The 21,291-nt window shown below is 73.9% G+C and carries 18 protein-coding genes and 1 pseudogene; 10 read left to right on the top strand and 9 right to left on the bottom strand.

Features of this window, described 5'->3' with window-relative positions; genetic code table 11:
* A pseudogene (locus ACFYE1_RS01180) lies at positions 1 to 133 on the top strand (inositol-3-phosphate synthase); the annotation flags it as partial.
* Between the two features lie 66 nt (positions 134 to 199).
* Here the strand turns inward: ACFYE1_RS01180 and ACFYE1_RS01175 are convergent.
* Together ACFYE1_RS01175 and ACFYE1_RS01170 are read right to left on the bottom strand one after the other, a co-directional pair.
* The gene (locus ACFYE1_RS01175) at positions 200 to 988 is read right to left on the bottom strand and encodes a phosphatase (protein ID WP_387739069.1); all 789 of its coding nucleotides are present in this window, start codon (positions 986 to 988) and stop codon (positions 200 to 202) included.
* Positions 985 to 2,277 carry a glycosyltransferase gene (locus ACFYE1_RS01170; RefSeq protein WP_387739066.1) on the bottom strand — a complete coding sequence of 431 codons (1,293 nt, stop codon included), beginning with the start codon at positions 2,275 to 2,277 and terminating at the stop codon, positions 985 to 987. The genes ACFYE1_RS01175 and ACFYE1_RS01170 overlap by 4 nt, the downstream gene beginning before the upstream one ends.
* 114 nt (positions 2,278 to 2,391) lie before the next feature.
* On the opposite strand from ACFYE1_RS01170, the gene alr reads away from it, so the two are divergent.
* The 5 genes from alr to tsaD are packed head-to-tail and all read left to right on the top strand — an operon-like array spanning position 2,392 to position 6,630.
* Positions 2,392 to 3,642, top strand: coding sequence for an alanine racemase (gene alr / locus ACFYE1_RS01165; RefSeq protein ID WP_387739063.1), 1,251 nt, complete (start codon positions 2,392 to 2,394; stop codon positions 3,640 to 3,642).
* Positions 3,639 to 4,238, top strand: coding sequence for a tRNA (adenosine(37)-N6)-threonylcarbamoyltransferase complex ATPase subunit type 1 TsaE (gene tsaE, locus ACFYE1_RS01160; protein ID WP_387739061.1), 600 nt, complete (start codon positions 3,639 to 3,641; stop codon positions 4,236 to 4,238). The genes alr and tsaE overlap by 4 nt, the downstream gene beginning before the upstream one ends.
* Positions 4,239 to 4,277: 39 nt before the next feature.
* Positions 4,278 to 4,955 (top strand): tRNA (adenosine(37)-N6)-threonylcarbamoyltransferase complex dimerization subunit type 1 TsaB, encoded by a 678-nt coding sequence (gene tsaB, locus ACFYE1_RS01155; RefSeq protein ID WP_387739059.1) that lies wholly within the window; start codon positions 4,278 to 4,280, stop codon positions 4,953 to 4,955.
* Between the two features lie 38 nt (positions 4,956 to 4,993).
* Positions 4,994 to 5,536, top strand: coding sequence for a ribosomal protein S18-alanine N-acetyltransferase (gene rimI, locus ACFYE1_RS01150; RefSeq protein WP_387739082.1), 543 nt, complete (start codon positions 4,994 to 4,996; stop codon positions 5,534 to 5,536).
* Positions 5,533 to 6,630 carry a tRNA (adenosine(37)-N6)-threonylcarbamoyltransferase complex transferase subunit TsaD gene (gene tsaD, locus ACFYE1_RS01145; protein ID WP_387739057.1) on the top strand — a complete coding sequence of 366 codons (1,098 nt, stop codon included), beginning with the start codon at positions 5,533 to 5,535 and terminating at the stop codon, positions 6,628 to 6,630. Before rimI ends, tsaD begins: the two co-directional genes overlap by 4 nt.
* Before the next feature lie 15 nt (positions 6,631 to 6,645).
* On the opposite strand, the gene ACFYE1_RS01140 is transcribed toward tsaD, so the two are convergent.
* From ACFYE1_RS01140 to ACFYE1_RS01110, 7 genes are all read right to left on the bottom strand, one after another.
* Positions 6,646 to 7,641 carry a 2-hydroxyacid dehydrogenase gene (locus tag ACFYE1_RS01140; RefSeq protein WP_387739055.1) on the bottom strand — a complete coding sequence of 332 codons (996 nt, stop codon included), beginning with the start codon at positions 7,639 to 7,641 and terminating at the stop codon, positions 6,646 to 6,648.
* A gap of 59 nt (positions 7,642 to 7,700) precedes the next feature.
* A complete protein-coding gene (locus ACFYE1_RS01135) occupies positions 7,701 to 8,846 on the bottom strand; it encodes a glutamate--cysteine ligase (RefSeq protein ID WP_387739053.1) in 1,146 nt (381 codons plus the stop codon).
* Between the two features lie 69 nt (positions 8,847 to 8,915).
* Positions 8,916 to 10,187 (bottom strand): THUMP-like domain-containing protein, encoded by a 1,272-nt coding sequence (locus ACFYE1_RS01130; RefSeq protein WP_387739050.1) that lies wholly within the window; start codon positions 10,185 to 10,187, stop codon positions 8,916 to 8,918.
* A gap of 119 nt (positions 10,188 to 10,306) precedes the next feature.
* Complete coding sequence (locus tag ACFYE1_RS01125; RefSeq protein WP_387739048.1) at positions 10,307 to 11,062, bottom strand: iron ABC transporter ATP-binding protein; 756 nt, start codon at positions 11,060 to 11,062, stop codon at positions 10,307 to 10,309.
* Positions 11,059 to 12,114 carry an iron chelate uptake ABC transporter family permease subunit gene (locus ACFYE1_RS01120; RefSeq protein ID WP_387739079.1) on the bottom strand — a complete coding sequence of 352 codons (1,056 nt, stop codon included), beginning with the start codon at positions 12,112 to 12,114 and terminating at the stop codon, positions 11,059 to 11,061. The genes ACFYE1_RS01125 and ACFYE1_RS01120 overlap by 4 nt, the downstream gene beginning before the upstream one ends.
* Positions 12,115 to 12,124: 10 nt before the next feature.
* Positions 12,125 to 13,111 (bottom strand): ABC transporter permease, encoded by a 987-nt coding sequence (locus ACFYE1_RS01115; RefSeq protein ID WP_387739046.1) that lies wholly within the window; start codon positions 13,109 to 13,111, stop codon positions 12,125 to 12,127.
* 90 nt (positions 13,112 to 13,201) lie between these two features.
* A complete protein-coding gene (locus ACFYE1_RS01110) occupies positions 13,202 to 14,206 on the bottom strand; it encodes a siderophore ABC transporter substrate-binding protein (protein ID WP_387739043.1) in 1,005 nt (334 codons plus the stop codon).
* 433 nt (positions 14,207 to 14,639) lie between these two features.
* Here ACFYE1_RS01110 and groES point away from each other — a divergent pair, with 433 nt between their 5' ends.
* From groES to ACFYE1_RS01090, 4 genes are all read left to right on the top strand, one after another.
* The gene (gene groES / locus ACFYE1_RS01105) at positions 14,640 to 14,936 is read left to right on the top strand and encodes a co-chaperone GroES (protein WP_047801805.1); all 297 of its coding nucleotides are present in this window, start codon (positions 14,640 to 14,642) and stop codon (positions 14,934 to 14,936) included.
* Positions 14,937 to 15,095: 159 nt separating this feature from the next.
* Positions 15,096 to 16,697, top strand: coding sequence for a chaperonin GroEL (gene groL / locus ACFYE1_RS01100; RefSeq protein ID WP_387739041.1), 1,602 nt, complete (start codon positions 15,096 to 15,098; stop codon positions 16,695 to 16,697).
* A gap of 173 nt (positions 16,698 to 16,870) precedes the next feature.
* On the top strand, positions 16,871 to 18,940 hold the full coding sequence (locus tag ACFYE1_RS01095) for an acyltransferase family protein (RefSeq protein WP_387739038.1): 2,070 nt from the start codon (positions 16,871 to 16,873) through the stop codon (positions 18,938 to 18,940).
* A complete protein-coding gene (locus ACFYE1_RS01090; RefSeq protein ID WP_387739036.1) occupies positions 18,937 to 21,039 on the top strand; it encodes an acyltransferase family protein in 2,103 nt (700 codons plus the stop codon). The genes ACFYE1_RS01095 and ACFYE1_RS01090 overlap by 4 nt, the downstream gene beginning before the upstream one ends.
* The last annotated feature ends 252 nt before the right edge of the window (positions 21,040 to 21,291 follow it).

The raw sequence follows: 21,291 nt of genomic DNA, 5'->3' as shown, positions 1-21,291 counted from the left end.
TCTGGACCGTGGGGTGGGCGGCCCGCTGACCTCCGCGTCGGCGTACTTCATGAAGTCCCCGCCCGAGCAGCGGCCCGACGACGTGGCCCGGGCGGGCCTGGAGGCCTTCATCCGCGGCGACCGCGAACGCTGAGCCCGCCGTTCCCGGCGCAGGACCCCCGCACCGTCCCCGGCGCGGGGTCCTGCGCATCCAGTGCCCTCAGACGTAGTCCGCCAGGCCGGCGCGGTCGAGCACGAACGCCGTGACCGGTTCGTAGACGCGCGGCGGGAGGTTGTCGTCGAGCGGCACGGCGACCTCGACCTGGCCCTGCGCCTCCGCCACGAACACGCCCGGGTCGTTGCAGTCCGCGACCGCGATGGTCCGCAGCCCCCGGGATCCTGCCGCCCCGGCGAGGCCGTGGTCGGCGACCACGAGGTCGGGCGGGTTCTGCCCGTCCCGGCGCAGCTTCTCCAGAGTGAGGGACATGGGCCCGGGGAAGTGGGTGTGCCGCAGCCCGCCGTGCTGCTCGACCATCACGACGCTCTCGATCTGCCGGACGTCGCCGTCCTCGAAGGGGAAGCCGTCCGGGACCTGGACCACGTGCGCGCCGGCGCGGCGGGCCACCCGGGCCAGCTGCGCGTAGACCGGGAACAGCCCGGCCGGGTGGCCGGTGGCGAAGAGCACGCGGCCGTCGGCGGCGACCACCTCCCCGAGGACCCGCGCGTAGCGCTCCAGCCCGGCGACGGCCCGCTCCGCGGAGATCGTGTCCTGGCCCTCGGTGTGCGAGCGGTCGGGGGAGATGCCGACGCGGTCCCGCATGAGCGCGAACACGTCGTCGAAGGTCCACTCCCGGGTGCGCACCACGCCCATGTGCTGGTGCTGGTCGCCGTCGAGGAAGCCCTGGATGTTGCGCAGGTTCGCCTCCCGGGGGGTCGCGACCGCTCCGGTGATGCGGTGCAGGTCGAGGTGGTGGGCGAGGTCTGCGGGGGCAAGGGGGGAAGTCGTCACCGTTCGAGTGTATTCAGGCGCCGCCCGCTACCGCCGCGTACCCCCGCCCGGGCGCGCACCCGGGCGTAGACCTCCGCCGTGGACAGGGCCGTGCGGTCCCAGGAGTGCCCCTCGGCGCGCCGGGCGGCCGCGCGGCCCATGCGCTCCAGGGCGGCCGGGTCCCCGGCGAGCGCGACGACGGCCCGCGACCACGAGCCGGGGTCGCGGTCCGGCACGAGCCGGCCGGTGAGCCCGTCGAGCACCGCGGTGCGCAGCCCGTCCACGTCCGTGGCGAGCACCGGCGTGCCGCAGGCCTGGGCCTCCAGCGCCACGAGTCCGAACGTCTCGGAGGAGGACGGGACGGCGACGACGTCTGCCCGGCGCATCCGGGCGGCGAGCTGCCGGGCGGGCAGAGCCGGTCCGAAGCGCACGACGTCCTCCAGGCCCAGCTCCTGCACGCGCTTCCGCAGCGCGGCCGTGAAGCCGCGGGTGCCGACCCCCACGACGTCCAGCTCCACGGGCAGGCCGGGGTCGGTCTCCCGGGTCCGCGCGAGCGCGTCGACGAGCACGTGCGGGCCCTTGAGCGCCTGCAGGCGCCCGGCGAACAGGATCCGCAGCGGGCGCCCGGGCGAGCCGGGGGGCGGCTCGTCGGCGCGCCGGGGCTCGCCGGGGGCGGCGTCCGGGGTGAACGCCGACAGGTCGACTCCGGGGGTGATCACGGTCAGGCGTGCCGGGTCGGCGTCGTAGAGCTCGACCATCTGCAGCGCCTCGGTCCGGGTGTTCACCACCGTGGCCTCGGCCCGGGCGATCAGCTCGGCCTCGGCCTCGGCGCGGGAGGCCGGCTCGAGCCCCTCACCGGTCCGGGTGCGCAGGTTCTTGCCGAGCGCCGTGGTGTGCAGGGTGAGGACGAGGGGGACTCCCCAGCGGTCGGCGAGCTCCCGGCCCGCGGCGCCGGAGAGCCAGTAGTGGGCGTGCACGACGTCGGGCCGGTCGGCCTCCGCGCGGAGCACCTCCGCGAAGGCCGCGGTGAACCCGGGCAGTTCCTCCTTGCTCGCCCCGGCGGCACCGGGCAGCGAGACCGTGAGCAGCCTCAGCCCCTCCCGGATGCGGGCGCTCCGCACGCCGGCGACGGCCGCGGCGGCCGCACCCCGGTCGAGGGTCGCCATGTCCACCGTGTGACCGGCGTCCACGAGGGCGTCGGCGAGGTGGCGGACGTAGACGTTCATCCCGCCCGCATCCCCCGACCCCGGTTGCTCGAGGGGACAGGTGTGCAGGCTGATCAGCAGGACGTGGCGGGGCGCGGCGGACACGGCTCCACTGTAGCCTCCGGCCGCCGGGGCCCCGGCGGCCGGACCCCGGCGTGCGGCGGCGCGGCCCGGGCGCCCGGCGGTCACGGCTCCGGCCGGCGCGGGCCCGGTGCCACAATGGGATCCGTGAACCGTGCTGACCCCGTCCCGACCGCCCCGTCCGGCGGCGCCTTCCCCCCTCCGCCCCGGTTCGAGCGCAGCGCCGTGGTCGACCTCGCCGCCGTCCGCGCCAACGTGCGGCGGCTCCGGGCCCTCGCCGCTCCCGCCCGGCTCATGGCCGTGGTCAAGGCCGACGCCTACGGCCACGGTGCGGTGCCGGTGGCCCGCGCGGTCCTCGAGGCCGGCGCGGACTCCCTGGGCGTCGCCCACGTCGGCGAGGCCCTCGCGCTGCGGGCCGCGGGGATCGGGGCCCCCGTGCTCGCGTGGCTGCACACCGTCGACACGGACTTCGGGGCGGCGCTCGCCGCCGACCTCGAGCTGGGCGTCAGCGGCTGGGAGCTCGCCCCGATCACCGAGGCGGCCCGCGCGCTCGGGGCCACGGCCCGGATCCACCTGAAGATCGACACCGGCCTGGGCCGCAACGGCGCGCCGGCGGCGCTCTGGCCCGAGCTCGTGCGGGCCGCCAGGCAGGCCGAGGCGGAGGGGCTCGTGCGGGTCGTCGGCGTCTTCACCCATCTGGCCGTCGCCGACGAGCCCTCCCGGCCCGAGACCCGGGATCAGCTCGAGCGCTTCCGCGCGGCCGTCGCCACGGCGCGGGCCGCCGGGCTCCGGCCCGTCCTGCGGCACGCGGCGAACTCGCCCGGCCTCTTCGGCGCCGCCGGGCTCGGGTGCCCGGAGGACATGCTCCTGGACATGGTGCGGGTCGGGGTCTCCCTCTACGGGCTCTCCCCGTTCGCGGACCGCACCCCGGAGCAGCTCGGCCTCGTGCCCGCCATGACGCTGCGGAGCACGGTCAGCGCGGTCAAGGAGGTGCCGGCGGGACAGGGCGTCTCCTACGGGCTCAGCTACGTCACCGACCGCCCCACCACGCTGGCGCTCGTCCCGCTCGGCTACGCGGACGGCGTCCCGCGCTCCGGCACCGGCGGACCGGTGCGGATCCGGGGCCGCACCTACCCGGAGGTCGGCCGGGTCGCGATGGACCAGATCGTGGTGGACCTCGGCGCGCCGGGACGGTCCGCCCCCGAGCACGGGCTGCTCGGGGCGGAGGCCGTGCTGTTCGGGGCGGGGGAGAACCCCTCGGCGAGCGCGTGGGCGGACGCCGCCGGCACCATCAACTACGAGATCGTGACCCGTGTCTCGCCCCGCGTGCCCCGGGTGCACCTGCACGCCACGGAGGACCGGGCGGGCGCGGAGGAGGAGCGGGCATGAGCGAGTGGACGCGGACCGTGACCGTGGACGGGCCCGGGCGGACCCAGGCCCTGGCCGAGCGGCTGGGCGAACAGCTGCGCGCCGGGGACCTGCTGGTGCTCACCGGCGAGCTCGGCGCGGGCAAGACCACGTTCACCCAGGGCCTGGGGCGGGGCCTGGGGGTGCGCGCGGGAATCATCTCGCCCACGTTCGTCCTGGTGCGCCGCCACCCCAACGTCCCGGACGGGCCCCGGCCCGGCGGCCCGGACCTCGTGCACGTCGACGCCTACCGGCTGGGCTCCACGGCGGAGGTCGACGACATCGACCTGGAGGACACGGTGGACACGGCCGTCACCGTGGTCGAGTGGGGGACCGGGAAGGTCGAGCACCTGACCGGGTCCCGCCTCGAGATCGCCCTGGAGCGCGCCGTGGGTGCCGACCCCCTCGGTCCCGGCGGGCCGTCCGGGCCCGGGGAGGGCACGGCGGACCCTGACGTCCCGGCCGAGGGAAGGAACGGGGACGAGGAGAGAGACGGGGACGAGGACGACGAGCCCCGCCGCATCACCCTCACCGGGATCGGCCCGCGCTGGGCGGGAGGGCCGCCGCGGCTCGACTGAGCCGGGCGGCGCCCCGGGGCCGGGCACTACACTGGTCGGGTGCTCCTCCTGTGCCTGGACTCCTCCGCCGTCGCCTCCGCCGCCCTCGTGACCGGCGCGGGCGAGGTCCTCGGCTCCTTCGCGAGCCCGGACACCCGGTCCCACGCCGAGGTCCTGGCCCCCGCGGTCCGTGACCTGCTGGCCGGCCACGGCGTCACCGGCGGCGACCTCGACGGGGTCCTCGTCGGCACCGGGCCCGGGCCCTTCACCGGCCTGCGCGCCGGGATCGCCACGGCGCGGGCGCTCGCCTTCGCGTGGGACGTGCCGCTGCACGGCCTCATGAGCCTTGAGGCCCTCGCGCTGGACGCCGCCGGGCACGCCCGGGCGGCCGGGTACGAGGAGTTCCTCGTGCTCACCGACGCCCGTCGCCAGGAGGTCTACTGGGCCCGCTTCGCCGTGGCCGCGGACGGCCCGCGGCCGGCCGGAGGACCCGGTGTGGCCGCCGCCGACCAGCTCCCGGCGCTGCCCGCCTACGGCCGCGGAGCGGGGATCTACGCGGACCGGCTGGCCCGCCCCGTGCCCGGGTTCGCCGCGGCGCAGCCCACGGCGTCGTCCCTGGGCCTCGCCGCCGCGCGCCGCACGGCCCGCGGGGAGGAGCTGTCCCCGGACACGACCCCGCTGTACCTGCGCGGGTCCGACGCGAAGGTCCCCGGCCCCCGGAAGCGGGCGAGCGCGTGAGCCCCGAACCCGGTCCCGGCTCCTGGACCCTGCGCCGGATGGTCCCTGCGGACCTCGGGGCGGTGCACGCGCTCGAGCGGCGGCTCTTCCCCGCCGACGCCTGGCCGCTGGAGATGTTCACCGCCGAGCTGGCCCAGCCGGTGTGCTGGTACTGGGTGGCGGAGCAGGACGGCGAGATCGTCGGCTACGCCGGGCTGATGTGCCTCCGCCCCGTCGCCGACGTGCAGACCCTCGCAGTGGTCCCCGAGCACGAGGGCCGCGGGATCGGATCCACCCTGCTCCGGACACTGCACGGGCAGGCCCGGGAGCTCGGGGCCACGGAGGTGCTGCTCGAGGTCCGCGCCGACAACCCGCGCGCCCAGCAGCTCTACCGCCGCTTCGGCTACGAGCAGATCCACACCCGCCCCCGCTACTACCGGGACGGCGCCGCCGCGCTGATCATGCGCCTCGACTTCGCCGCACCGGCTGCCCCCGACACCCCCGCCGCCCCGGACACCCCCGACACCCCCGCGGCCCCGGACACCCCCGACACCCCCGACACCCCCGCCGCCCCGGACACCCCCACGGAGGAGAGCCCATGACCGACGGACCCCTCGTGCTGGGCATCGAGTCCTCGTGCGACGAGACCGGGGTGGGGATCGTGCGGGGACGCACCCTGCTCGCCAACGTGGTGTCCTCCTCGATGGACGAGCACGTGCGCTTCGGCGGCGTGATCCCCGAGATCGCCTCCCGCGCCCACCTCGACGCGATCGTCCCCGCCCTGCGCGAGGCCCTGGACCGGGCGGACGTGGGCCTGGAGGACCTCGACGCCCTCGCGGTGACCTCCGGGCCCGGACTGGCAGGGGCCCTCATGGTGGGCACGGCCGCCGCGAAGGCCCTCGCCGTGGCCGCGGACAAACCCCTCTACGCCGTCAACCACCTCGTGGCGCACATCAGCGTGGGCCTGCTCGAGGACTCCGGGATCGAGGGCTTCCAGGGCGCCTTCGACGAGGGCCTGCCCCGCGACCTCGGCGCGCTGCTGGTGTCCGGCGGGCACACCGAGATCCTCGCCGTCGAGGACCTCAGCCGGGACGTGCGCCTGCTCGGGGCCACGATCGACGACGCGGCCGGCGAGGCCTACGACAAGGTGGCCCGCGTCCTGGGGCTAGACTACCCCGGCGGCCCGGCCATCGACGCCGCCGCCCGGGACGGGGACCCCACCGCCTTCCGCCTGCCCCGCGGGCTGAGCGCGGGCAAGTACATGGGCTCCGCCGAGCGACCCGGCCCGCACCGCTACGACTTCTCCTTCTCCGGGCTCAAGACCGCCGTGGCCCGGGTCGTCGAGGGCTACGAGGTGCGCGGCGAGCCGGTGCCGGTCGCCGACGTCGCGGCGTCCTTCCAGGAGTCGGTGGCCGACGTGGTCACCCGCAAGGCCGTGCTCGCGTGCACCGAGCAGGGGCTCGGGACGCTGCTGCTCGGCGGCGGAGTGGCCGCGAACTCCCGGCTGCGCGAGCTCACCGCCGAGCGCTGCGCCGAGCACGGCATCGAGCTGGTGATCCCCCGGCTCCCGCTGTGCACGGACAACGGGGCCATGGTCGCCGCGCTCGCCGCCCGGGTCGTGGCCGAGGGCCGTGCGCCCTCCGGGCTGGACTTCGCCGCCGACTCCTCCCTGCCGGTCACCACCGTGTCCGTCTGAGCGCGCCGGCGCCGCTCACGCCACGGGGGTGACCAGCGTGCCGTCGGTGAGGTAGCCGCGGAGGTTGCGCAGGGCGAGCTCGGCCATCTCCCGCCGGGTCTCCTCGGTCGCGCTGCCCACGTGCGGCAGGAGCACCACGGTGTCGAGCTCGCGCAGGGCGGCCGGCACCCGGGGCTCGTCGGCGAAGACGTCCAGACCGGCCCCGCCGAGCCGGCCCTCCTGCAGGGCCGCCACCAGGGCCGGCTCGTCGACGACGGAACCGCGGGCGACGTTGACGAGGAAGCCGTCCGGGCCGAGGGCGGCCAGCACCCCGGCGTCGACCGTCCCGGCGGAGTCGGGGCCCCCGGGGACGGCGACCACGAGAACGTCGACGGCCGCCGCCAGTTCGGCCGCGGAGCCGTGGTAGGGGTACCCGGTGCCGGGGGCCGGGCGCCGGTTGTGGTAGTGGATCTCGCAGCCGAGGGCCTCCAGGCGGACGGCGACCGCCCGGCCGATCCGCCCGAGGCCCAGGACGCCCACCCGCCGGCCGGACGCGTGCCGGCTCAGCGGGAAGTTCCCCGCGCTCTCCCACAGCCCCTGGCGGACGTACCGGTCGGCCGCGGAGAAGCGGCGCAGGACGTCCAGGTAGAGGGCCAGCGCGGTGTCCGCCACGGCGTCGGTCAGGACGTCGGGGGTGTTGCTCATGACGATGCCGCGCGCGGCGGCCTCGGCGGCGTCCGTGCCGTCGTAGCCGACGCCGAAGTGGACGACGGCCTCGAGCCGGGGCAGCCGCCGCATCAGGTCCGTGCCCACGCCGGTGCGCCCGGAGCCGACCGCCACCCGGACGCCGTCGGCGTGCCGCGCCAGGAAGCGGTCCTGCTCGGCGGGGTCCTCGGGCAGGAGCAGGGCCGAGAACTCGGAGGCCAGCGCCTCCTCCAGCACGGGGTGCAGGGGGCCGAGCTGGAGCACCCCGTGCTCCGGGGGGACGGGGTGGGCGGAGGAGTGCGGGTCGGTGCCGGTGGCGTTCGTCATGCCTGCAACCTAGGGACGAACAGGCCCCCGCGTCCAGCGGGGCGGGCCGGAGCGGCCGGTCAGTCGTTCTCCCGGGTGCGGCGGACGATGTCGAGGGCGACCGCGTGCAGGTCCCCGTCGTGGGCCCGGGCCACCGCGCGCTGGCGCTGGTAGCCGGCGCCGTGCTGGAGGATCCGCTCCACGTCGGCGAGCTCCTGCGCGCAGCCGAGCTGCGCCGCCACCGGCTCCAGCCGGTCGAGCAGCGCGGTCAGGTCCCCGCGCAGGTCCCGCTCGATGTTGCGCGGATCGGTGATGACCTCGGCGTCCAGGCCGTAGCGGGCGGCGCGCCACTTGTTCTCCTGGATGTGCCACGGCTTCAGGCGGGCGGGGGGCCGGCCCGCCTCCACGTCCCGGGAGAGGGACTCCGCGAGGCACTGGGTGAGCGCCGTGAGCGCCCCGACCTCCCACAGGGTCGAGAGCCCGTCGCAGAAGCGCACCTCGTCGGTGCCCAGCCGGGGCACGGGGCGCACGTCCCAGCGGGCCTCGCTCATCTCCTCGATGATGCCGGTGGCGATCATGTCCGTGATGCACTGCTCGTACGCGTCCCAGGACGGGAAGTGGTACGGCAGCCCCGCCGTGGACAGCTGCTGGAAGATCATGGAGCGCTGGGACGCGTAACCGGTGTCCTCGCCGGCCCAGAAGGGCGAGTTGGCGGACAGGGCCAGCAGGTGCGGGTAGTAGGTCAGCAGTCCGTCGAGCACCGGCAGGGCCTTCGCCCGCGAGTCGAGGCCCACGTGCACGTGCACCCCGTAGATGACCATCTGCCGGCCCCAGTACTGGGTGCGGTCCACGAGCTTGTGGTAGCGCTGCTTGTCGGTGACCTGCTGGTCCTGCCAGCGCGCGAAGGGGTGGGTGCCGGCGGCGAAGACCTCGAGGCCCTGCGGGTCGGTGACCTTGCGGATCTCGTCCAGCATGGTGGACAGCTGCTCGGTGGAGTGCGCGACGTCCCGGCACACCCCGGTGACCAGTTCGACGGTGTTGAGCAGGAACTCCCCGGTGAGGTGCGGGTGGTCGCCGTCCGTGCCCCAGGCGGGGTGGGCGTCCAGGACCGCCTCGAACGTCTCCCGGCCGCGGGGGACGAGGTCCCCCGTGGTGCCGTCCACGAGGGCGATCTCCCACTCGACGCCCAGCGTCGACTGGTGGGAGCGGGCGAACGAGATCTCCACGCGGCAGGTCCTCCGTGCTCTTCAGGGCGGGCGCCCGGTCGGGGGGCGGGCCGGAGGCCCGCGGAGCCATCAGTCTACGGTTTCCACGACGATCACGACGCGCTGCTCCGCGGGGCCTGCGCCGCCCCGTCCCGGGCTCTCCGGGGCGGGGTCCGGGGCCGTCCGGGTGACCACGAGCGTGGCCCGTCCGGGGCCTTTCGGCGCGAGCCGCCGGCGCAGCTCCTCCGGGGTGACGTCCGTGCCGCGCTTCTTGATCTCGAGCGTGCCGACCTCGTGCTCCCGGACCCACCGCTTGAGCACCTTGACGGTGTGCGGCAGCACCTCCCGCACCCGGTACGCGCGGGCCAGCGGGGTGCGCACGAGCTCGTCCGAGGTGAGGTAGGCGATCCTGGGGTGGATCAGCCGTGCGCCCAGCTGCCGGGCGAGGTCCGCCACGAGGCCGGCGCGGATCACCGCGCCGTCCGGTTCGTAGAGGTACGCGCCCACGGGCCCGACCACCGCGTCGGCGTGGGCGGGGTCGTGGTGGTTCGGGCTGGTGATCTCCGCGGACCCGTGTTCGGAGAGCACGAGCGCCGCACGCCGCACGCCCGGGCGGGCCAGCGCGTTGAACCACAGCACGGCCTCGACCACGTCGCCCCGGTCGGAGACCCACTGCGCCTCGCACCCGGCGGGGACCGCCTCGTGCGGGATGCCCGGCCCCAGCTTCACCCCGACGGGCAGGCCGCGCCCGGCCAGCGCCTCGACGAAGGACAGGGGCGGGGAGAACGCCTCCGGGTCGAAGATCCGCCGGGTGCCCGAGGACGACGTGGTGCGCCGGGCCGGGTCCAGCCACACCCCGTCCGGCGGCCCGCCCGGAAGCGCGGAGAGGTCCAGGGACGCGGCGTCGGCGTGCAGGACCGTGGCCTCGGGGAAGGGGAGAAGATTGAGGGTGGCCACCGCTGCCGTGGTCTCGTCGAGCTCCACGGCGGTGACCTGCCGGTCCAGGGAGGCCAGTGCGAGCGCGTCGGCGCCGATGCCGCAGCCGAGGTCGGCCACGTGCTCCAGGCCGGCGGCGGCGAAGCGCTGGGCGTGCAGGGCGGCCACGCGCAGGCGGGTCGCCTGTTCGAGGCCGGCCCGGGTGAACAGCATCCGTTGGGCGAAGTCGCCGAACTTCTCGCGCGCCCGGGTGCGCAGCCTCGCCTGGGTCAGCACCGCGGAGACGAGCTCGGCGTCGTGCCCCTGGGCGCGCAGCCGGGTCGCCGCCCCCAGCGCGTCGTCGGCGTCGTAGGGACCGGTGGCCGCGAGCAGCTGACGCCCCTCGGCGGTGAGCAGGGGTGCGATGTCGGTCGCCTCGTCGCGCATTGGTCCACCCTATCCGCGTCGGAGCCGGCACCGGTGCGCCCGGGCGGCCGGACGCGACCGGGATGCGGAGCACCTCCGGTGGCGTGTCCGCCGGCCCGACGCGCCGCGACCCTTCCGGGTCAGTAGAACGCGGCGAGACGGCCCCGGGGGCCGTCGATGACCGTCACGGGCGTCTCGAAGACCCCGGTGAGGACCTCGTCGGTCATGATCTCCCGCGGCGCGCCGAACTCGACGACGCGGCCGTCCTTCACGGCGCAGATCCGGTCCGCGTAGTGGCTGGCGAAGTTGATGTCGTGGAGGACGATGAGAATGGTGCGGCCCAGGTCGTCGCAGGCCCGCCGCAGGTGCTGCATCATCGACACGGCGTGCTGCATGTCCAGGTTGTTGAGGGGCTCGTCCAGCAGCACGTGGTCGGTCTCCTGGGCGAGGACCATGGCGACGTAGGCGCGCTGGCGCTGTCCGCCCGAGAGCTGGTCGAGGTAGCGGTTCTCCAGCGGCCGCAGCCCCAGGAACTCGATGTACCTGCTGATGACCTCCTCGTCCACCGCGGTCAGCCGGCCGCGGCTGTGGGGGAAGCGTCCGAAGCCGACCAGCTGCCGCACCGTGAGCCGCGTGATGTAGTGGTTCTCCTGGCGCAGGACGGACACGATGCGGGCGAGGTCCTTGGACCGGGTGCCGGCCACGTCGTAACCGGCGATGTCGATGGTGCCGCCGTCGAGGCCGAGCAGCCGCCCGATCATCGTCAGCAGCGTGGACTTGCCCGCCCCGTTCGGCCCGACCAGGGCGGTCATCCCGCCCGACGGGATCTCGAGGTCGACGGGTCCGATCGTGACCTCGCCGCCGTAGTCCTTGCGCACGTTGGTGAGGGTGATCACAGCCGGCCCTTTCGGAGGATGACGTACAGGAAGACGGAGCCGCCCACGAGCTCGATGATGATCGACACGACGCCCTGGGCGTAGAAGACGTGGTTCAGGATGAAGTAGGCGCCCGTGAGGACGAGGAAGCCGGTGAGGGCCGCGACGGGGAAGATGTAGCGGTGGTCGTACGTGTCGGCGAACTGGTAGGCGAGCGTCGCCACCAGGAAGCCGAGGAACGTCATCGGGCCGACCAGCGCCGTGGAGACCGCCATGAGCACGGACACGAGGAAGAGGGTGCGCATGACCTCCGCGCGGTGCCGCAGGCCGAGGTTCAGGCTCGCGTCCCGTCCGAGGGCGACCACGTTGAGCCGCGGGGAGGTCAGCCACAGCGCCCCGCCGGCCGCCAGGCACAGGGGGACGGCCACGGGGAGGTAGTCCGCCTGGGCGTTCGTCACGGAGCCGAACAGCCGGGCGGAGAGGACGTCGAACTCGCTGGGGGAGAGCAGCCGCTGCATGAAGGTCGAGACGGACCCCAGCCCGCCGCCGATGATGATGCCCACCAGCAGCATGACCTGCAGGTTCCCGTACTTCCCCGAGAGCAGCCAGCCGTAGAGCGCGAGGGAGAGGGCGACCATGAGTGCGACCTGCAGGAGGAACTGCGGCAGGCCCTGGAGGACGAGGATCCCGGCGGCGCCCAGGAAGTAGACCGTGGAGGTCTGGATCGCCACGTAGAGGGACTCGAAGCCCATGATCGAGGGGGTGATGATGCGGTTGTTCGTGGCCGTCTGGAAGCTCACGGTCGCCATCGCCTGGGAGAAGGCCACGACCGCCATGATCACGACGCTCGTGACCCGGCGCTCCGCGATCCGCCAGAAGCCGTCCGAGCCGACCGGCATCGGGTTGTCCCAGGCGAGCAGGCCGAAGGCGAAGCACGCCGAGGCGAGGGCCAGCGCGGCGACGACCGTCCAGTACCGCCGCCGCGCCCGGGACGTGGGGAAGGCGCCGGCGCCGCGCCGGGCGGTGGAGGCGCCGGGCACCGGTGCCGACGCCGATCGTGGTGGGGTTCTCACGGTCACGGTCTCAGCCACGTCGACGCTGCCTCAGGAGTAGGTGGATGAACACGACGGCGCCGACGATCCCGAGGATCACGGACACCGGGATCTCGAACGGCATGATGACGAGCCGGCCGATCAGGTCGCAGACCGTGACGATGGCGATGCCGAGCAGGCACACCCACGGCAGGTTGCTGCGCAGGTCGTCGCCGCGGACCATCGAGACGATGTTGGGCACGATGAGGCCCAGGAAGGGCAGGTTGCCGACGACGACGGTGACGACGCCGGTGGCCACCGCGATCAGGCCCGTGCCGAGCAGGACGGTCCGGTGGTAGTCGAGGCCGACGTTGGTGGCGACGTCCTCGCCGAGTCCGGCCACCGTGAGCCGGTCCGCCACGAGGAAGACCGCGACGGCGACCAGGAGGACGATCCACAGCACCTCGTACTGACCGCGCAGGACCGAGGTGAAGCTTCCGGCGAACCACACCCCCAGGCTCTGCAGCATGTCCGTCTGCAGCGCCAGGAACGTCGAGACGGACCCGACCACCGCCCCCAGCATGATGCCGACGATGGGCACGATGAGGGAGGAGCGCAGCGAGACGCGGCGCAGGAAGAGGAAGAAGACCATGGTCCCGATGAAGGCCGCGGTCACGGCACCGAGCATCCGGGTCAGGAGGGTCGCCGTGGGCAGGAGGAGCATGACGACGAGCAGCCCGAGTCCCGCCCACTCGGTGGTGCCCGTCGTCGTGGGCTCCACGAAACGGTTCTGGGTGAGCAGCTGCATCACCAGGCCGGACATGGACATGGCGGCGCCGGCGAGCACCAGGGCGATGGTGCGCGGGATCCGCGTGATGGCGAACATCTCGGTGCCGTCGTCGGCGCCGAAGACGTCGTAGACCCCCGTGAGGAGGGAGGCGGCCAGCAGCGCCAGGACCCCCAGCACCCCGAGGAGCAGCTTCCAGTCGAACAGCGTGCCCTTGCTCCCGGCCCGGGGCCCGGACGAGGTCGTCGTCATGACTCGGCCTCTCCTTCGGTCTCGTGTCCGACACGCGACGGTGGTGGGACCCGCCGGAGAGCGTCCCACCACCGTCGTCCGCCCGACGGGTCAGTTCTGCTCGCCCATGGCGTCGGCCAGGGTGTTGAAGAACTCCGTGTAGGTCTGGATGCCCTCGTTGGTGTAGGTGTCCTGGGGCATGTAGACGACGTTGCCCTCCTGCACCGCGGTGACGTTCTGCAGTGCTTCGGCGCCCTCGAGCACCTCCTGCGCGGGGGTGTACTCCGCGTCCTCGGCGGCGACCGCGGCGTCGCGGTCCATCACGAGGATCCAGTCGGGGTTCGAGTCGGCGATCGCCTCGACCGAGATGTCGTCGCCCTGATGGTCGTCGCTGGCTCCCTCGACCTGGAGGGCCGGCTCGAAGTCGAACATCTCGAAGACGGGGCCCAGGGTCCGCCCCACGCCCGGTGCGATGTAGCCGATCTCTCCGCCGGAGACGGTGACGGCCATGACCGTGTCACCGGGCTGGTAGCCCTCGACGACCCGCTGCATCGCCTCGTCGAAGTCGCCGTTGATCCGGTCGGCCTCGTCAGTGCGGTCGAAGATCTCGCCCAGGACGGAGGTCTGCCGCTTCAGCTCCTCGTCGAAGGGCTCGCCGTCCCGCGGGTCCAGCTCCACGATGGTGGCGTCCGGCACGAGGTCGGCGAAGTCCTGGCGGTACTGGGCGAAGCGCTGACCGTTGACGATGAGGTCGGGGTCCGCCGCGACGACGGCCTCGAGGTCGGGCTCGCGGTGGTTGCCGAGGTCGGTGACGGACTCGTCGTCGACGTACGAGACGGTGTCCGGCATCAGGGCGCGCGGGGCCGCCGCCAGCTCGACGTCCCAGTCGGCCAGCGTCTCGAAGGTGCGGTTGTCGGTGGCGACGACGGACTCCGGCGGGGCGGCGACGGTCTGTGTGCCGTAGTTGTCCTCGACCTCGATCGTCGAGGAGGTCGCGGCGGCGGAGGACTCCGTGGAAGCCGCCTCGCCGCTCTGCGCTGCGCCGCAGCCGGCGAGGGCCAGGACCGAGGAGGCGGCCAGCAGGACGGTCGAGCGCTGTCGGAGGGTGCTGTTCATGGTCTTCCTTCGTGCAGAGGGCGCCGGCGCGCCCCGTCGTGGAGGGCGCCGGCAGGATCCGGTGGGCGCGACGGACCCGCGCACCGGGGGTGTGCGGGGACGTCGAGGAGGGCACCGCTGCTCGGCCGAGGTAAGGGTTGCCTTACCGCTCAACCTAGAGGGTCGGCGGACAGGAGGCAAATCATTGGCGAACACCGGCGTGACGTAATTGGCTCCGGGGAGCTCCCGCCCGACCGGCACGCTGGCACTCGCCTTGACCGACTGCCAGCCCCCTCCTACAGTTGGCCTTGGCACTCTCCGGGTGAGGGTGCTAAGGGTCAGGCGATCGACCGGCACCGCGACGACGGTCGGTGCGCCGACCGGCCCGAAGCTCGACGGCGGGCTCCGCCCGCGGTCGCCCACCGTTTTCCACCCCTACAGACAAGGAGAGATCGTGTCGGTCTCCATCAAGCCTCTCGAGGATCGCATCGTCGTTCAGCCGCTCGCCGCTGAGCAGACCACCGCGTCCGGTCTCGTCATCCCGGACACCGCCAAGGAGAAGCCCCAGGAGGGCAAGGTCCTGGCCGTCGGCCCCGGTCGTGTCGACGACTCCGGCAACCGCATCCCGGTCGACGTCAAGGAGGGCGACGTCGTGATCTTCTCCAAGTACGGCGGGACCGAGGTCAAGTACAACGGCGAGGAGTACCTGGTGCTCCCCGCCCGCGACGTGCTCGCCGTCGTCGAGAAGTAGACCGGGCCGCACCGACCCGGCGCAGACCGCGCAGTTCTCACGAAGGGTGCTCGCCGCACGCCCCGCTGTTCCGGCGGGCCCGCGGCGGGCACCCTTCGCCGATCCAGATCCCCGATATCCGCTGGCGACCCCAGCGACCCGAAAAGGAGCTCTTCGCCCATGGCCAAGCAGCTGGCGTTCGACGACGCCGCCCGCAAGTCACTCGAGAACGGCGTCAACAAGCTCGCCGACACCGTCAAGGTCACCCTCGGCCCGCGCGGGCGCAACGTGGTGCTCGACAAGAAGTGGGGCGCCCCCACGATCACCAACGACGGCGTGACCATCGCCCGCGAGGTCGAGCTCGACGACCCGTACGAGAACCTCGGCGCCCAGCTCGCCAAGGAGGTGGCGACCAAGACCAACGACGTCGCCGGCGACGGCACCACCACCGCCACCGTGCTCGCCCAGGCGCTCGTCAAGGAGGGCCTGCGCAACGTGGCCGCCGGCGCCGACCCGCTGAGTCTCAAGCGCGGCATCGAGAAGGCCGTCGAGGCCGTCTCCGAGCGCCTCCTCGAGAACGCCCGCCCGGTCGAGGGCGCCAACGTCGCCCACGTGGCGACCATCTCGGCGCAGGACCCGGCGATCGGCGAGCTCATCGCCCGGGCCTTCGAGACCGTCGGCAAGGACGGTGTCATCACCATCGAGGACGGCTCGAGCACCGAGGTCGAGCTCGACGTCACCGAGGGCATGCAGTTCGACAAGGGTTACCTGTCCCCGTCCTTCGTGACCGACGCCGAGCGCCAGGAAGCGGTCATGGAGAACTCCCTGGTGCTGCTGTACCAGGGCAAGATCTCCTCGGTGCCGGAGCTCATGCCCGTGCTGGAGAAGGTCCTCCAGGCCAAGAAGCCGCTGACCATCATCGCCGAGGACGTCGAGGGCGAGGCGCTGTCCACCCTCGTGGTCAACAAGCTGCGCGGCACCCTCGACGTCGTGGCCCTCAAGGCACCGGGCTTCGGCGACCGCCGCAAGGCGATCCTGCAGGACCTCGCCGTCCTCACCGGCGGCCAGCTCATCACCTCCGAGCTGGGCATCAGCCTCGACCAGGTGACCCTGGAGCAGCTGGGCACCGCCCGCCGCGTCACGGTCACCAAGAACACCACCACCGTGGTCGACGGCGGCGGCACCGAGGCCGAGATCCAGGACCGGGTCGCCACGATCCGGTCCGAGGCCGAGCGCACCGACTCCGAGTGGGACCGCGAGAAGCTGCAGGAGCGCCTCGCGCGCCTGGCCGGCGGCGTCTCCGTGATCAAGGTCGGGGCCGCCACCGAGGTGGAGGCGAAGGAGCGCAAGCACCGCATCGAGGACGCCGTGTCCTCGACGCGCGCGGCCCTCGAGCAGGGCATCGTCTCCGGCGGCGGCACCGCTCTCGTGCAGGCCGCGAAGGTCCTCGACGAGTCCGACCTCGGGCTCACCGGCGACGCCGCGACCGCCCTCGGCATCGTCCGCCGCGCCCTGCGGCAGCCGCTGTACTGGATCGCCCAGAACGCCGGCCAGGACGGGGCCGTCGTCGCCTCCCGGGTGGCCGAGCTCGAGGCCGGCCACGGCTACGACGCCGCCACCGGCGAGTACGTCGAGATGGTCGGGGCGGGCATCATCGACCCGGTCAAGGTCACCCGCTCGGCGCTGCAGAACGCCGCCTCCATCGCGGCGCTCGTGCTGACCACCGAAACGCTCGTGACGGACAAGGCCTCCGACGACGACGGGCACGGCCACCAGCACTGACGACCGGCACTGACGACCGGCACTGACCCGGCTCGCCCCGCGGACCCGTCCCACCACCGGTGGGGCGGGTCCGTCGCCGTCCCCGGGACCTGCACCGGGGCCTCCGGTAGAGTGCGGGAGTCCGCCCGACCACGGCCGCGCCCCCGGCGGCACGGTGTTCCCAGGAGATGCCCATGACGACCCTCGGTGAGCAGAGCACGCCCGCCGGCGTCGAGCCGGCCACGGCCCGGCGGGTGGCGCGGTACTCGGGGTTCCGCCCGGAGGTGCAGGGGCTCCGGTTCGTGGCGGTGCTGCTGGTGGTGGTCTACCACGTGTTCCTGGACCGGGTGTCGGGGGGCGTGGACGTCTTCCTGCTCATCTCGGCGTTCTTCCTGACGCTGTCCTTCGTGCGCAAGCTCGAGGCGGGCCGGCCGCTGGATCTGGGGCGGTACTGGCTGCACGTGTTCAAGCGGCTGCTGCCGCTGGTGGTGCTCACGATCCTGGCCACCCTGGTGCTGGCGTGGTGGTTCTTCCCGGAGGCGCGGATCGACCGGGTGCGCACGGAGGCGCTGGCCTCGGTGTTCTACGTGGAGAACTGGGCGCTGGCCGCGGCGGAGGTGGACTACTACGCCGCCGACGACTCCACGGCCTCGCCGTTCCAGCACTTCTGGTCGCTGTCGGTGCAGGGGCAGGTGTTCCTGCTGTGGCCGATGGTGTTCGCCGCGGCGTGGCTGGTGTGCCGGAGCGGGCGGTGGCGGCCGGTGCCGGTGCTGGCGGTGTGCTTCGGGGCGATCTTCGCGGCCTCCCTGGCGTGGTCGGTGCACACGACCGCGGTGGATCAGGCGTTCGCCTATTTCGACACCCGGGCCCGGCTGTGGGAGTTCGCCCTGGGGTCGTTGCTGGCCCTGGCGGTGCCGTACCTGCACCTGCCGCGGGGGGCGCGGGTGGTGCTGGGCTGGGCCGGTCTGCTCAGCATGGTCTCGGTGGGGGTGCTCATCGACGTGCAGGGGGCGTTCCCGGGGTGGATCGCGCTGTGGCCGCTGGTCTCGGCGGCGGCGGTCATCGTGGCCGGTCACTCCGGCTCACCGTTCGGGCTGGACCGGATCCTGGCATCCCGGCCCCTGGTGCGGCTGGGGGACGCCTCCTATGCGCTGTACCTGGTGCACTGGCCGCTGCTGATCACGTATCTGGTGCTGCGGGACCGGCCGGTGGCCGGGCCACGGTCGGGGGTGGTGCTCATCGTGGTGTCCCTGGTGCTGGCGGTGGCCGCCACGAAGCTGGTGGAGCGCCCGTTCCAGAGGTGGGCGTGGCCGGAGCGGGACAAGCGTCGGCTGGCGGTGTCGGTGGTGGTGAGCCTGGCCCTGGTGGCGGTGCCGGTGCTGGTGTGGCAGCAGGCCGACGCCCGGCGGGCGGCGGTGCTGGCGGAGGAAGCCGCCCGCAACAACCCGGGGGCCGCGGTCCTGGACCCGGACTACGAGTTCCGGGGGGACCCCGACGCCCCGACGCTGCCCCTGGCCTCCGCGCTGGGCGAGGAGTGGGTGGGGCTGCCCGAGCCGTGCTCCGGGGAGTTCGCCCCCGAGCAGGAGGTCCTCGAGCAGTACTGCCGCCAGACCCCGGCCCTGCCGGATCCCGAGCGCACGGTCGCGGTGGTCGGCAACTCCCACATGGAGCAGTTCATGGGCGCGGTGATCCCCCTCGCGGAGGAGCGCAACTGGCAGCTCGTCGCCGTGCTGCAGCCGGGCTGCGCCTTCGCGGTGCGCCCGGAGGGGGACGCGTGCCACGAGGGCAACGACGCGGCGATCGAGTACGTGGAGCGGCTCGCGCCGGACGCGGTCATGACGACCTCGACCTACGCGGCCCGGATGGACGGCCCGGCCGAGGCCGTGGTCGGCGGGTTCCCGGAGCTGGTCGACCGCCTCACGGGCCAGGGCATCGACGTCGTCGGCTTCCGGGACAACCCCCGGTTCGACTTCAACCCCTACGAGTGCGCCGAGCGCCACGGCGAGGACGCCGACCGGTGCCGCGTGCCCGTCGAGCAGGTCCTCGCCCCCGTCAACCCGGCCGACGCCCTCCGGGACCGCGACGGCTTCTCCTCCCTCGACCTCACCGACCTCATCTGCCCCGGGGGGCTGTGCCGTCCCGTGGTGGGCAACGTGCACGTCTTCTTCGACCCGCACCACCTCACGTGGACCTACGCGCGGACCATGGCACCGGCCCTCGAGACGCGACTCCCCGGCACGCTTCTCCAGGAGGTGCCCTCGTGAGCACGGTGCAGGCCGGTGCCCCGCGCCCGGACTCCGGGACACCGTCCCCGGACGGCCCGGCGGGCGTCGAGGCGGCCACGGCCCGGCGGGTGGCCCGGTACTCGGGCTTCCGCCCCGAGGTCCAGGGCCTGCGGTTCGTCGCGGTGCTGCTCGTGGTGGTCTACCACGTGTTCCTCGGCCGGGTCTCCGGGGGCGTGGACGTCTTCCTGCTGATCTCGGCGTTCTTCCTGACCCTGTCCTTCGTGCGCAAGCTCGAGGCGGACCGTCCCCTGGCCGTCGGGCGGTACTGGCTGCACGTCTTCAAGCGGCTGCTGCCCCTGGCGGTGCTCACCATCCTCGGCACCCTCGTCCTGGTGGCCGCCGTCTACCCGGGCTCCGACGCCGGGCAGTGGCGGTCCGAGGCGCTGGCGTCGGTGTTCTACGCGGAGAACTGGGCGCTCGCCCTCAACGCCGTGGACTACTACGCGGCCGACCACTCCACGGCCTCCCCGTTCCAGCACTTCTGGTCCCTGTCGGTGCAGGGACAGGTGTTCCTGCTGTGGCCGCTGATCTTCGCCGCCGCCTGGCTGCTCACGCGGCGGGTGGCCCTCCGGCCCGTCCCCGTCCTGGCCGCGATGTTCGGCACCGTGTTCCTGGCCTCCCTGGCGTGGTCGGTGCACAGCACGGCGACGCAGCAGGAGTTCGCCTACTTCGACACCCGCACCCGGCTGTGGGAGTTCGCCCTCGGATCGTTGCTGGCCCTCGCCCTGCCGTACCTGAGGCCGCCGCGGAGCGCACGGGTGGCCCTCGGCTGGCTGGGGCTGCTGAGCATGGTCTCGGTCGGAGTGCTCGTCGACGTGCAGGGGGCGTTCCCCGGGTGGATCGCGCTGTGGCCGCTGCTCTCGGCGGCGGCGATCATCGTCGCGGGCCGCTCCGGGTCACCGTTCGGTCTGGACCGGGTCCTCGCCTCCCGGCCCCTGGTCCGGCTGGGGGACTCGGCCTACGCGCTGTACCTGATCCACTGGCCGGTGCTGGTCACCTACCTGGTGCTGCGGGACCGGCCCATGGCCGGGCCCCGATCGGGGGTGGTGATCATCCTCGTCTGCGTGGTGCTCGCCGTGCTGGTCACCCGGCTGGTCGAGGACCGGTTCAAGGCCTGGGCCTGGCCCGAGCGGAGCAAGCGGCGCCTCGCCGGGGTCGTGGGGCTCTGCCTCGCCCTGGTCGCCGCACCCGTGCTCGCCTGGCAGCACGTCGAGGACCGGCGTGCCGCCCAGCTGCAGACCGAGGCCGTCCGGAACAACCCCGGGGCCGTCGCCCTCCGGCCCGGCTTCGAGTTCCGCGGCGACCCGGACGCTCCGACGCTGCCCCTGCCCGAGGACCTGCCGAGGCAGCCGGCCTCCCTCGGCGAGGCCTGCCCCGAGGACCTGGTCCTGCCGGAGGAGCTCCGCCGCTTCTGCCACGAGAGCGTCGCCCAGGAGGCCCCCGAGCGGACGGTGCTCGTGCTCGGCAACAGTCACCTGCAGCACTGGCTCCCCGCGCTGCGGCCCCTCGCGGAGGCCGAGCGGTGGCGGGTGGTGACCTGGATCCAGCCGGGCTGCTTCTACGCCTCCGCCGAGGACCAGCCGGGCTCGGAGAGCTGCCGGGCCTGGTTCGAGGGCGCCGAGCAGATGATCGGCACCGCCGACCCCGACCTCGTCGTGGTCCAGTCGACCTTCACCGACACGGAGGGGGAGTTCCTCCGGCCCGGCCTGGAGCAGCGGGTCCGTGAGCTGACCGACCGCGGGACCCCCGTCGTCGGGATCCGTGACACCCCCCGCTTCCCGGAGGCACCGGCCGAGTGCGCGGTGGCGAACGGCGAGGACGACCCCCGGTGCACCTTCACGCACCCCATGGTGGGCACGCCCGATCCCGCCCTGCCGCTCGCCCGCGAGCTGCCGCTGTACTCCACCCTCGACCTCACCGACCTGATCTGCCCGGCCGGGCAGTGCCCGCCGGTCATCGGCAACGTCTACGTGTACTGGGACGACGACCACCTCAGCCGGGTCTACTCGCAGAGCGCCGCCCCGATCTTCGGCGAGCGGTTCCGGGAGGCCCTCGCCACCGACGGCCTCCGGCCCTGACCACCACCCGGCCGCGGCGCCGGGACCCGCCCTGCGCCGCCCCCGGCCGAGCACCCCGCGCTCGGGCCTCCGTGCTGCGGCACCGCCGCGCGGCGCCCCGAGGGTGCCCCGATCGGCGACGGTCGTGCGATAGGGTCGCGACGGGCGACCCCCGGCCCCGTCCCTCGTTCTTCTGTTCTTCTCGCCCCCGTTCCTGCTCTCCCGTTCCCTTCCCCGGAGCCGCCCCGCGGTCGCGCCGGGGACGCTCCCTCC

This window comes from Kocuria nitroreducens, assembly GCF_042879195.1.
Taxonomy (GTDB): Bacteria; Actinomycetota; Actinomycetes; order Actinomycetales; family Micrococcaceae; genus Kocuria; species Kocuria nitroreducens.
This window is presented reverse-complemented; position numbering and strand designations above follow the sequence as displayed.